The organism is Thermococcus sp., assembly GCF_027052235.1.
In the GTDB taxonomy this organism is placed as follows: domain Archaea; phylum Methanobacteriota_B; class Thermococci; order Thermococcales; family Thermococcaceae; genus Thermococcus.
In genome coordinates this window covers 1-12,497 of the sequence record NZ_JALUFF010000033.1, presented here as the reverse complement: position 1 = coordinate 12,497, position 12,497 = coordinate 1, and the positions used below count along the sequence as shown (strand labels likewise).

The 12,497-nt window shown below is 54.3% G+C and carries 10 protein-coding genes and 1 pseudogene; 2 read left to right on the top strand and 9 right to left on the bottom strand.

Annotation, left to right across the window (positions count from 1 at the left end):
* The 3 genes from MVC73_RS03830 to MVC73_RS03820 all read right to left on the bottom strand — a co-directional run bounded on the left by MVC73_RS03830 (position 1) and on the right by MVC73_RS03820 (position 3,542).
* Complete coding sequence (locus tag MVC73_RS03830; RefSeq protein WP_297507081.1) at positions 1-762, bottom strand: ABC transporter ATP-binding protein; 762 nt, start codon at positions 760-762, stop codon at positions 1-3.
* 43 nt (positions 763-805) lie between these two features.
* Positions 806-2,107: an ABC transporter substrate-binding protein gene (locus MVC73_RS03825; protein ID WP_297507079.1), complete on the bottom strand. Its 1,302-nt coding sequence runs from the start codon at positions 2,105-2,107 to the stop codon at positions 806-808.
* Positions 2,108-2,375: 268 nt separating this feature from the next.
* Positions 2,376-3,542, bottom strand: a complete 1,167-nt coding sequence (locus MVC73_RS03820; protein ID WP_297507161.1) for a hypothetical protein — start codon at positions 3,540-3,542, stop codon at positions 2,376-2,378.
* A 101-nt stretch (positions 3,543-3,643) separates the two neighbouring features.
* Here MVC73_RS03820 and psmB point away from each other — a divergent pair, with 101 nt between their 5' ends.
* Positions 3,644-4,255 carry an archaeal proteasome endopeptidase complex subunit beta gene (gene psmB / locus MVC73_RS03815; protein WP_297507077.1) on the top strand — a complete coding sequence of 204 codons (612 nt, stop codon included), beginning with the start codon at positions 3,644-3,646 and terminating at the stop codon, positions 4,253-4,255.
* Between the two features lie 10 nt (positions 4,256-4,265).
* The gene (locus MVC73_RS03810) at positions 4,266-6,212 is read left to right on the top strand and encodes a beta-CASP ribonuclease aCPSF1 (RefSeq protein ID WP_297507159.1); all 1,947 of its coding nucleotides are present in this window, start codon (positions 4,266-4,268) and stop codon (positions 6,210-6,212) included.
* A gap of 28 nt (positions 6,213-6,240) precedes the next feature.
* Here MVC73_RS03810 and MVC73_RS03805 read toward each other — a convergent pair whose 3' ends face one another.
* From MVC73_RS03805 to MVC73_RS03780, 6 genes and pseudogenes are all read right to left on the bottom strand, one after another.
* Positions 6,241-7,434, bottom strand: a complete 1,194-nt coding sequence (locus MVC73_RS03805; RefSeq protein WP_297507156.1) for a sodium ion-translocating decarboxylase subunit beta — start codon at positions 7,432-7,434, stop codon at positions 6,241-6,243.
* Between the two features lie 5 nt (positions 7,435-7,439).
* Positions 7,440-7,907, bottom strand: coding sequence for an acetyl-CoA carboxylase biotin carboxyl carrier protein subunit (locus MVC73_RS03800; RefSeq protein WP_297507153.1), 468 nt, complete (start codon positions 7,905-7,907; stop codon positions 7,440-7,442).
* Between the two features lie 2 nt (positions 7,908-7,909).
* The gene (locus tag MVC73_RS03795; protein ID WP_297507150.1) at positions 7,910-8,287 is read right to left on the bottom strand and encodes an OadG family protein; all 378 of its coding nucleotides are present in this window, start codon (positions 8,285-8,287) and stop codon (positions 7,910-7,912) included.
* A 15-nt stretch (positions 8,288-8,302) separates the two neighbouring features.
* Entirely contained in the window at positions 8,303-9,871 is a 1,569-nt protein-coding gene (locus MVC73_RS03790) for a carboxyl transferase domain-containing protein (protein WP_297507075.1), read from the bottom strand.
* Between the two features lie 99 nt (positions 9,872-9,970).
* Positions 9,971-10,396 carry a translation initiation factor IF-2 subunit beta gene (locus tag MVC73_RS03785; RefSeq protein WP_297507147.1) on the bottom strand — a complete coding sequence of 142 codons (426 nt, stop codon included), beginning with the start codon at positions 10,394-10,396 and terminating at the stop codon, positions 9,971-9,973.
* Positions 10,397-10,440: 44 nt separating this feature from the next.
* Positions 10,441-12,497: pseudogene (locus tag MVC73_RS03780) on the bottom strand (MCM2/3/5 family DNA replication licensing factor); the annotation flags it as partial.

Here is a 12,497-nt window from a genome sequence, read left to right as displayed (position 1 = left end):
TCAACCCCCCATGTAGATTTCGGCCACCCTCGGGTCGTTCACCACCTTCTCTATGCCCTCCTTCCCGCGTCCCTCGGTGAGTATCTTCCCGTTGAACATCACGTAGAGGTGATCCACGTAGCCCAGAACGATGTCGAGCCTGTGCTCTATGAGGAGAACCGTTATGCCCTCCTCCTTCAGTTCGACGAGTTTCTGAAGTATGTCGTGGGCAAGTGAAGGCGCCACTCCAGCGACTGGCTCGTCCATGACTACCATCTTTGGTTCCGTCATGAGGGCACGCCCTATCTCAAGGAGCTTCATCTGCCCGCCGCTCAGCGTTCCGGCGGGCCTGTCCCACAGGTGATCAAGCCTGAGGAACTTCAGAATTGAGAAGGCCCTCTCAACGAGCTCCTCCTCCTTCTTAAGCCACAGGCTTTTTCTCAGGGCAGAGATTGGATTCTCACCGGGATGAACGTTAGCTATGAGCAGGTTCTCAACAACGCTCATACTCTTCAAAAGCTGGGGAGTCTGAAAGGTTCTCACAATACCGTGGTTGTATATTTCGTTCGGTTCCTTGTTTGTTATATCCTCACCAGCGAAAACAACCTTGCCCGAATCTGCCTTCAAGAAACCGGTTATCAGGTTTATCAGGGTTGATTTACCAGAACCGTTTGGACCGATTATGAGGGTTAGGGTTTTCTCATCAACGTCTATGCTGACGCCATCGACAGCCCTTAAACCGCCAAACGTCTTCACGAGGTCTCTGGTCTGAAGCAAAGGCATTTCATCACCTCCAGACGGGGGGAGTATGAAAGAAGGGAAAAGCTCAGGAAGACCACTCGATCCTACCGGTCGAGGACTTCCACAGTCCGAGAAGCTTCCACTTTCCGTTCACAATGCCCCAGATGGCGTAGTCACCGCTGGCCCTGTCGTTCCACTCGTCGAGCTCGATGTTTCCTGTGACTGAGGAAACTCCAAGCTCGCCAGAGCTGTACTTGGGCAGTATCTCCTTTATCTTCTGGGCCACCAGATCGGCATCGAAGCTCCCCTTCTCCTTGAGAACTTCTGCCTCGGCTAAAGCCCCAACCCACGCTGCATCGTAGGCTATGAGGGCGTACTCACTCGGCTCGATTCCGAACTTCTCCCTGTACCTCTGGACGAACTTCTTACCCTCTTCGCTCTGGGCGAAGAACTGGGTCGAGTAGAGGACGACCTTCGATGCCTTGTCGCCGGCTTCCTCCACTATCTTGTCGCTGAGGACGTCGCCGTCCGAACCGAACCACTTAACCTTGAGGAGGGGTGAGTCGTCTGAAACCTGCGACAGCAGGGTCGCTATCTCGTCAAAGCCAACTACCCAGACGGCCACTTGGTCAGGAGAGTACTTTGAGAGAAGGCTCTCAACACCCTGTTCGGCCTTGCTGATGTAGGGTGACCAGTCTGTTGGCTCGGGGTTGCTCGGGTAGCTGATGTCCTCGGCTATCTCGATGCTTCCCTTTATCTTCTCAACGGTGGCGTCGTGCAGTCCCTTGCCCCACGCGTCACCGCGGTACAATATGACAACTCCCTTGATGCCCTTGCTCTTAAGCTCCGCCGCTATCGCCTTGCTCTGGAAGAAGTCCGTCGGGACGAAACGGAAGACGTATTTCTTGTCCTCTGGCTTGGCGAAGCCTATGAACTTGGGTGGCGCCGTTGATGCTTCCGAGATAACTATGAGCTTGTGGGCGTTGACGTAGCTCTTCATATTCTTAAGCTCGCCGCTCGAAGTGGGCCCTATTATAACCTTAACCCCCTGGGCGTCCAGCGTTTGGAGCTTTTCGAGTGCCACCTTGGGATCAGTCCTTGTGTCTTCGAAGAGTATCTCAACTTTAAAGGGCTCTCCCTTCTTCTGGAAGTAGGCGTTTATATCCTCCTGCGCCAGCTTTAGTGCGTTCTGGATCTTCTTGCCGTCTGAGGCTATCGGACCCGAGAGGTCGAGGAGGGCACCGAGCTTTATGACTTTAACCTGCTGACCGCTTGATGAGGAACTTCCTGACTGGACACTGGAGGAACTGCCTGAGCTAGAACTTCCTATACAGCCCGCCGCCACGACCAGCAGCCCTATCAGGAGCAGTGTCACGAATCGTTTCATTGGAGTTCCCTCCGGGATTTTCTTCCAGTCGTGATGTTTATTTAAGTTAAATCTTTATCGCAGAATTTTTTAACAAATTGACGAAATTTAGAAAACTTTTCTACTTAGAATCCAATCTCAGCGGTATCTTACAGGCAATATCTTGATTGAATGACAGCTAAAAATAAAGATTTTTGGTGAAAGTTCATAGTTTTGATCATTAAGGTTGTCAATATAGTAAGATAGTGCGATAAAATTTTCAACAGGAATAAAAAACAAAACTAAAATGTCACGCTTTGGTCCAGTACTCTCTTTCTTCCATCATCGCCTTTATCATCTCGTCCTCGTCCCTGAACATCGTCCTCCTCGACGGGTTCTGCATGCCATAGAATTCCATGAATGGACTTGGGCGCCTCTTGAATGGGTAGTAGAGGTATATGGCAGCAAGCGTCCTGTAGGCCTCTGCCATCTCGCTTATAACTCCTGCCGAAACGCCCTCGGCGTAGTGGTAGACTGCTATCGCCTTGCTTACATCAACGAGGTTGAAATCGCGCTCGACGAGTTGTCTCCTCAGTATGTCGGTCGCCTGCTCTATGTCCTCCCTGTCGAGTTCTTCCTCTTCCTCGCCGTCGAGGAGGTGCTTTATCCTGATGCGCTTTATAGATGGGTTCTTTGACACCTGCTCGTCGTACTCAGCGACCACCCACCAGTCGTCGAGAGCCCCGGGGTCGAGAACCGTGAAGTGCTCGCTGAGCTTGTTGTAGAAGCCCCTAACCCTGTGGTAGTACTCCTCCTCGTGGCCGGTCATGGGGTAGCTGAGGTAAACGAGGGGCTTCTCCTTTTCCCGGAAGACGAGGTCGAGGAAGACTTCTTTTGGGTGCCTTATGCCGAACTGTAGGACGTAGCGGACGTTTACCCCCTCCTTTTTCAGCTCGTGGACGAGGGTCTTGACGTGGTTTATGGCATCCTCCCTCCACATCACTAGGGTGGTCAGCTTTATGTTGTCTGGGTTCTCGCCGAAGCGCTCGAACCACTCCGGGTCGTTGATTATCCTTCTCCTGACCGAGAGCACATCATCGAGGACTATTATCACCCTGTTGGGCCTTAACAGTTTGAGGTTACTCAGGGTGAAGCCTATAACGCTCCCGCTCCCCCAGCGGAAGAGGCTTGGCGTAGAGACGAGGTGAAAAGCCCTGTCGCTTTTGTCTATCTCCGCCCTTATCCTCGCGAAGGCCTCGTCCCTTATCTCGTTCATGAGGTCGGGGTGGCTTATGGCAAAGTCAAGGACGTTCTTCCGCGTTATCTTGACTCCCCTCTCCTTCCCGACCTCCCTGAGCCAGTCGAAGACGTGGTAATAGCCGTAGCTCTCCCCCTTGGCGAGTTTGAGGGCCTCGGTTATGTACTCGTCCCTCCCGTTGAGGGGTGGACCGGTAAGGAGTATTACCTCCTTCTTCATGGCAACCACCCATTTAACTCGGGCGAAACCTTTAAATACTCTTTCCCCAAGCGGTTTGTAGGAATTCTTCTGTTCTAAAACCAAATCCAGGGGTGTTGTAGTTGACTGAGGGCCTAAAGGGCACAACAACCGTTGGCATCGTTTGTAAGGACGGCGTAGTCCTAGCGGCGGACAGGAGGGCATCTCTCGGCAACATGGTGCTCTCGGAGAACGTCACGAAGATATTCCAGATAGACGAGCACCTGGCACTGGCCGGGGCCGGAAGCGTTGGGGACATACTTGGCCTGGTCAGACGTCTCAGGGCGGAGGCTAGGCTTTACAGGGCAAGGGTCGGGAAGGAGATGTCCGTTAAGGCCCTTGCGACGCTGACGGCCAACGTGCTTCACGGTGGTAGGGGTTACGCTTACTACGCATGGTTTCTCGTTGGTGGCTACGACGAGAAGCCCGGGCTGTACTCAATAGACTCCGCCGGTGGCGTAACCGCGGACAGGTTCACCGCTGCCGGCTCGGGCATGGAGTTCGCCTTCTCTATACTTGAGGAGAACTACCGTGATGACCTCTCTGTCGATGGTGGGATTAAGCTCGCCCTCAAGGCAATTAAGGTCGCAACTAGGAGGGACGTCTTCACCGGAGGTGGCGTTACCCTCGTTACCATAACCAAAGAAGGCTATCGCGAGTGGAGCGAGGAAGAGCTCAGAGCTTTTCTTGAGTGAGGTGATGGAGTTGATCAAAAGGGAAACTTACGTTGACGACATACTCAAGGAGATAAGGGAAGTAATCAGCCAGATGGTTCCACCAAACGCGAAGATAACCGAGATAGAGTTCGAGGGGCCGGAGCTGGTGATATACACCAAGAACCCTGAAGTCCTCATGAGGGACGGCGACCTGATAAGGAACCTCGCAAAAGTCCTGAAGAAGCGCATCAGCGTGCGCCCCGACCCGGACATCCTAATCCCGCCGGAGAAGGCCGAGGAGATGATAAAGGAGATAGTCCCGGCCGAGGCGGAGATAACCAACATAAGCTTTGACCCTTCCGTCGGTGAGGTCATAATAGAGGCCAAGAAGCCCGGCCTCGTTATAGGAAAGAACGGGGAAACGCTCCGCCTGATAACCCAGAGGGTTCACTGGGCGCCGAGGCCAGTGAGAACGCCACCGCTCCAGAGCCAGACGATATACTCGATAAGGCAGATTCTCCAGAACGAGAGCAGGGACAGGAGGAAGTTCCTCAGACAGGTCGGGAGGAACATCTACAGGAAGTCCGAATACAAGAGCAGGTGGATAAGGATAACAGGCCTCGGGGGCTTCCGCGAGGTTGGAAGGAGCTCCCTCCTCGTCCAAACCGATGAGAGCTACGTTCTGGTGGACTTCGGTGTCAACATAGCGACCCTGAAGGATCCGCTCAAGGCCTTCCCCCACTTCGATGCCCCTGAGTTCCGCTACGTCCTCGACGAGGGCCTCCTCGATGCCATAATAATCACCCACGCCCACCTCGACCACAGCGGCATGCTCCCCTACCTCTTCCGCTACAAGCTCTTCGACGGCCCGATATACACCACCCCGCCCACGAGGGATTTAATGGTTCTCCTCCAGCAGGACTTCATTGACATCCAGAAGATGAACGGCGTCGAGCCCTTGTATAGACCAAGGGACATCAAGGAGGTCATAAAGCACACAATAACCCTCGACTACGGGGAGGTGAGGGACATAGCACCAGACATAAGGCTCACCCTCCACAACGCCGGCCACATACTCGGTTCCTCGATAGTTCACCTCCACATCGGCAACGGGCTCCACAACATAGCCATAACCGGTGACTTCAAGTTCATCCCCACGAGACTCTTCGAGCCTGCCGTCAGCAGGTTCCCGAGGCTTGAGACCCTCGTTATGGAGTCCACCTACGGTGGGAGCAACGACTACCAGATGCCCCGCGATGAGGCCGAGAAGAAGCTCATAGAGATAATCCACCAGACGATAAAGCGCGGTGGAAAGGTGCTCATACCGGCCATGGCCGTCGGAAGGGCGCAGGAGATAATGATGGTTCTCGAAGAGTACGCCAGAGTCGGAGGAATAGACGTTCCGATATACCTTGACGGTATGATATGGGAGGCGACCGCCATACACACGGCCTATCCGGAGTACCTCAGTAAGAATCTTCGTGAGCAGATACTCCACGAGGGTTACAACCCCTTCCTGAACCCTGTTTTCAGGCCCGTAGCCAACTCCCGCGAGAGGCTGGACATAATAGACAGCGGTGAGCCGGCGATAATAATAGCCACCTCAGGTATGCTCGTCGGCGGGCCGAGCGTCGAGTACTTCAAGCAGCTCGCCTCGGATCCGAAGAACAGCATTATCTTCGTGAGCTACCAAGCAGAGGGGACCCTCGGAAGGCAGGTTCAGAGGGGCCTTAGGGAGATACCCCTAGTTGGCGAGGACGGCAGAACAGAAGTAGTCAACGTCAATATGGAAGTGCACACTATAGACGGCTTCTCCGGTCACGCCGACAGGAGGGAGCTGATAAGCTACGTTGCCCGCGTCAGACCGAGGCCGGAGCGCATAATAACCGTCCACGGCGAATCCCACAAGTGCCTCGACCTCTCGACGAGCATACACAGAAAGTTCGGCGTCTCAACCCGCGCACCGAACAACCTCGATGCTATAAGGCTCAAGTGAGCCTTTCCCAAATTTTAAAAGAAGGGCATCAGCCCAGAAGGGCCAGGAAAACACCTGCCACGACGGCCGTTCCTATAACCCCTGCAACGTTCGGGCCCATCGCGTGCATAAGGATGAAGTTGCCCGGGTCTTCTTCGGTCGCTATTCTCTGAACCACTCTAGCCGACATTGGAACCGCTGAAACTCCGGCTGCTCCTATCATCGGGTTTATCTTTCCTCCCGAGAGCTTGCTCATGAGCTTTCCGAAGAGGACTCCCCCCGCTGTGGCGCTGGCAAAGGCAACGACACCGAGCCCAAGGATTTCCAGCGTCTGCGCCGTGAGGAAGCTTTCAGCACGCATGGTTGAGCCGACGCCAAGGCCGAGGAATATCGTGACTATGTTCATCAGCTCCTCCTGTGCTGCCTTGCTGAGCCTCTGGACGACACCGCTCTCGCGGAAAAGGTTCCCTATCATGAGCATGCCTATAAGCGGGGCCGCGCTTGGAACGAGCAGGCCGATGACTATCATGGTGATTATCGGGAAGAGTATCTTCTCGCGCTTTGAAACCGGTCTGAGCTGTTTCATCCTGATCCTCCTTTCCTCCGGGCTTGTGAGGGCCTTGATTATCGGTGGCTGGATTATCGGGACGAGGCTCATGTAGCTGTACGCTGCAACCGCCGTAGCTGCAAGTATCTCCGGGGCCAGCTTCGTCGTCAGGTAAATCGTCGTCGGTCCGTCGGCTCCGCCGATGATTCCTATCGAGGCCGACTGGTGGAGGTTGAAGCCCAAGGCTAGAGCAGTCAGCATCGCCACGAAGACACCTATCTGTGCTGCAGCTCCAAGGAGGGCCGTCTTTGGATCCGCTATCATCGGTCCGAAGTCGGTCATCGCTCCAAGGCCGAAGAAGATGAGCAGGGGGACAACCTCCGTCTTCACGAGGAGGTAGTAAACCAGGTCTAGAAGGCCCGGTTCTCCGTAGTGCTGGTTCATATAAGCTATCGTCTTGAATATGCTGTCGCTGACGTTCTCGGGCAGGTTCACCGCCACCGGCCAGTTGGCTATCCCGTTGAGCGGGAGGTTTACTAGAACGGCGGTGATGCCTATTGGAAGGAGGAGCAGGGGCTCCATCTCATACCTTATGGCGAGGTAGACCAGGGTGAGGCCTATGACTATCATGATGACGTTCCCCACCGTGAGGTGGAGGAAGCCGAGGGTGTTGATGAAGTCTATGAAGCTCGTCATGGCCATCACCCGATTTCTATTAGTGGGTCGCCGGTGTTCACGGTGTCGCCTTCCTTAACGTAGATTTTCCTCACAACACCATCCCTCGGTGCTGGAATCTCATTCTCCATCTTCATTGCCTCTAAAACAAGCAAACCCTGACCGGTTTTAACGCTCTCACCCTCCCTAACAAGAACCCTCAAAACCTTCCCAGGCATCGGGGCAGTAACAAGACCCTCCCCAGCCGAAACCGAAGGCCCCTCCACGGGAGCAGGAGCAGAAACCTGAGGAGAAGGAGCTGGAGCGGGCGCGCTAACTACCGGTGCGCTCTGGACACTCTGGGAAGCACCCGCGAGCGCTCCGAAGTCTATCCCGAGCCCTTCAGCCTTTACCTCGTAGGTCTTTCCCTCAAAGCTCACCCTGAACTTTCCTCCGGGGAGTTCCTCAACATCAACATCGTACTCAACACCATCAACGATGACCCTGACCTTCATCTTCACCACTTCCCTATCTCGTAGTTGAAGTTCTCGGTTTCTTCCATCTGGCCCTCAAGGCCGTAGAGACGCCAGGCATCGGAAACCTTCCTCCTGAACGGGAGGGGTCTCAACTGCTCGGCCTTCTTGGCGAGGTAAGCCAGAACGGCCGAGGTGATTATGGCCAGCTCCCTTGGAGATATTTCAGGCTTGGCTTCCTCTTTGGGGGGAGAGGGCGAAGGAGTTGGAGTTGGGGCCGGAAGGGCTTTCCCCTCCCTCTCAACCAGTCTCCTTTCGAGCCAGCCGACGAAGTAGAGGACTAGTGCCAGTATGCCGAGTATCGTAAAGACGACTGTGACACCTATGACGGTTATCCAGCCACCTTCGATGAGCTGCGTCATGTCCATTTTCCCACCTCACAGGGGTATGTTGCCGTGCTTCTTGGGCGGAAGCTTAACGCGCTTGCTTTCAAGTGCTTCAAGCGACATGATTATCTTCGCCCTCGTCTCAGCAGGGTCTATTACATCGTCTATGTAGCCTCTCGATGCCGCCACGTAGGGGTTGGCGAACTTGTCGCGGTACTCCTTAATCTTCTGTTGCCTGTACTCCTCGGGGTTCTCAGCTTGAGCTATCTCCTTGCGGAATATTATGTTCGCGGCTCCCTCCGGGCCCATGACGGCTATCTCCGCTGTGGGCCACGCGTAGACTAAGTCGGCACCGAGGTGCTTGCTTCCCATCGCGAGATAGGCCCCTCCGTAGGCCTTCCTGAGGATGACGGTAACCATCGGGACGGTGGCTTCCGCGTAGGCGTAGAGAACCTTGGCACCGTGCCTGATTATTCCCCTGTACTCCTGGTCGGTTCCCGGAAGGTAGCCGGGAACGTCCACGAGCGTAACTATCGGTATGTTAAAGGCGTCGCAGGTTCTAACGAAGCGCGCTATCTTGTCGCTTGAGTCTATGTCTAGAACTCCGGCGAAGTACTTGGGGTTGTTCGCGACTATTCCAACGGTCTGGCCGTTCATCCTGGCGAAGCCAACGACCGCGTTGGGAGCGAAGTACGGGAGAATCTCAAGGAAATCCGGATTGCCGTTCTCGTCCCTGTCGACTATTTCATAGATGACCTCCCTGACGTCGTAGGGCTTGTTAGGGTCGTCCGGGACTATGGAGTAGAGCCTCTCGCTCTTCCTGAAGGGTAGGTCGTTGGTCTTGACCCTCGGTGGCTTCTCCATGTTGTTGGACGAGAGGTAGCTTAGGAGCTTCCTTATGAGGGCCAGAACCTCCTCGTCGCTCTTCCCTATGAGGTGGGCCTGTCCGCTCTTCTGGGCGTGAACCATGGCCCCTCCAAGCTGAACCGGCGTAACTTCAACGCCCGTGACGGCCTTGACTACCTGTGGGCCCGTGATGAACATGAAGCTTGACTGGCTGTCCACCATAAGGATGAAATCCCCGATTGCCGGGCTGTAAACCGCTCCTCCGGCACAGGGTCCCATGATGGCGGTTATCTGCGGAACAACACCGCTCAAAACGGTGTTCATCTTGAAAATCTCGCCGTAGCCCTTGAGGGAGTCAACTCCCTCCTGGATTCTCGCTCCTCCCGAGTCGTTGAGACCTATTACCGGTGCTCCCGCTTCAAGTGCGAGCTCCATTATGCGCTTTATCTTCGCCGCATGCATCTCGCCGAGGGAACCGCCCATGACGGTGAAATCTTGGGCATAGACGAAGACTAGCCTTCCATCAATCGTTCCGTAGCCGGTTATTACGCCATCAGCCGGCAACTCCTTCTTGTCCAGACCGAAGTCCGTGTTTCTGTGCTTGACGAACATCCCAATCTCCACGAAGCTCCCGGGGTCGAGGAGCTTTTCAATCCTCTCGCGGGCGGTGAGTTTTCCCTTGGAGTGCTGTTTCTCGATGGCTTTCTCGCCACCCATTTGCAGAATCTTCTCCCTCTTTTCGTAAAGCTCCCTAAGTTTTTCCTCCATGCTCATGAGAACGCCCCCGTTTGGTTGCTGGGTCTTGTAGTTTGTAAAGTTTAAAAGGGTTTTCCGGAGTTAGATTGCCCTAAAGGCATAAAAATGAAGAAAAGTTCAGAGGTGTGCGATGGGCGTCTCGGCTCCACAGGCCTCGCACTTGAGGAAGTGGAAGCGTCCCTTCTTGATAATCTTCGTGTCCGGTGAACCGCAGACTGGACAGATGACGAACTCCTTGAGGTACTTCTTGAGCTTGTTGGCTATGAGGTAAGGTGTGAAGCGACCCTGCAGTATGGCCCTCCTGCCCTCAAGGGTTCCGGCGGTCGCCACTTCCCTGAGCAGGAACTTGAGGAGGTGGTTGGGGTCGCGGTTCATGGCCTCGGCTATGTCAACGAAGTTCTCTATTATAGTTCTGTTTCCGGCTATTGTCACCACAGCGGCTGGAACCTCGAAACGCGACCTGTGGGACTTCACGTTCTCGGGGAGTTCCTCGTAAGCCTTATCGAGGAGCTTTTCGAAGTCGTAAAAGTCTGTCTCGCTCATTCCTCTCACCCCTCCCTACTCTTCACGACGCTTTATAACCTTTGTTAAAGCACCCTGTAAAAGCCGGCCCTCGGCTCGTATATCCTCGCGTCCCTCTTGAGATCCTCTATGAGCTTCCTGATGTCCTTCTCGGTTCCGAGACCGGCCTGCTTCGCAGCTTCAAGAACCCTGTCCTCGGGAGCACCGTGCTCGCCCTCGCCCTCAAGGTTCTTTATTATGTCGATGAGCTTCTCTATCTTGCTGAGCTTCTTCGTGCTCTTCCCGACTTCAAGAATAGCCGCATCTATCGCCCCTTCCTCGTCAACCGCTATCGTCCTCAGCATCTCCTCCATTATGGCTATTGCAGCCCTTGCATCTTCCCTGGTTACGGTCTCGCTCAGGCGCATCCTAGCGTGGGCCTCGCTGAGCCTTATAAGGGCCTCAAGCTGTCTCGCGGTTATGGGAATCGGCTGGAGTTCATCCTCGCCGACCCTCTTCGCACCACGCCTCATCCTGACGTAGTAGCGCTTTATCTCGTCCATGGCTTCCCTGCTGAGAACCGGGTGGACGTTCTTCCTCGCGTAGGCTATGTACTTCTTGAGGAGGTCGTAGGGTATCTTCGGAGTTACAACCTCGGCCTCACCGCGCCTTACCCGGAGTATGTGCTCCGCTATCTGGGAGTCAACCTTCTCGTCGGGCTCATCGAGAAGGAGGAATATCAGGTCAAAACGGCTCAAGAGAGTGGGCGGGAGGTCGAGCTGTTCTGGAAGGCTCTTGTGCCTGTTGAACCGGCCAAACTTCGGATTGGCAGCGGCTATAACCGTCGTCCTCGCGTTCAGGGTTGCGGTTATGCCGGCCTTGGAGATGCTTATCGTGTTGTGGAGGACAAGTCCGTGGGAGACGAAAAGGTGGTAAGGCTCAACGGTGACGTCGTAGACCCACTCCCAGCGGTCGTTCGGGATTCTCTCGACCCTCTTCACCCTCAGGAAATTAACGTTCGCACTCCACCAGCGGTGGAATTCGTCAAGGTGGGATCTGGCCGAGTCTATCATCTCTCTTATAAGAGTCCGGACTATTTCTATTGCCTGCTCGTCTCCCCTGACCAGCATTTTCTTGAACCTGTTGTGGGTTATCCCGGATCTGGTGTAAATACGGGTCTTTGGGATTATTCTTAACGCACCCTCCGGATTCTCCTCGGCAAGTTTTTCCAGCTCAGCTATTCTTTCCTCGATTCTTTTGAGGATTTCCTTTATGTAGTGCTCTTTAACCAGTGGCTGATTGAACCGCATACGCTCTTTCGAGGTTAGTTTTAGCTTGAGGGATTTACATGCCTTCATAAGGGGCTTTACAAGCTCTTTTGGAAGTGCCCTTTCCGTTTCTTTTACCACGAAGTTTGTTCCCGTTTTCGTTATCCTCCCCACGATGCCCCTGGAGTACAGGTAGTCATGGTAGTCCTCCGCCTCCTTCCTGTCCCTGTAGACGCTCCTGAATTCCGCCTTTATCTCAACAGGATACTCTCTAACACCCAGCACTATGTCCCCGGAGAAAATCTCATCGGCGGGCTTTTCCACGATTTTCCCGTCCTCCCATACCATTATCGGGTGCTCCGGCGTTACCGTTATCTCCCTGCCGTTGGAGAACTTCAGCTTTACGAACTTGTCCGGCGCTTTGTGCCTGCTCACGCGGTCGGCTTTCACCTTTACGATTTCCTTCTTCTCAAGGTCGTAGGCGAGGAGCTCGATATCGTCAACGGGCAGTATCTCGGTGTCCTTGCCGATTATCACCTTATCTCGGTTCCTCTCGATGAGCTCATCCACTAGTTCGCCTATCTTAACCTTCCCCCCGTCAGCGAGGAGAAGCTCGAAATCGTAGTGGTAGCTCTGCTGTTCAAGAGCTTCATGTATGGCGCTCCTATCCCTGTCGCTCATCTTGTCGAACTCGTCTATACAGTTGTGGACGATTATTCCCTCGGCGACGAAGTTGTGCTCTCCGGGGACGTAGAGGTCGTAAACGTAGCCCTCGTAAGGAACCTTTTCGATGGAGATGATTTCGTCCAGAAAGTAATCTCTTGTCGAGAGAACCTCAAGCTTGAGTTTCATCTCTGGAGTTAGGACATCGCTGA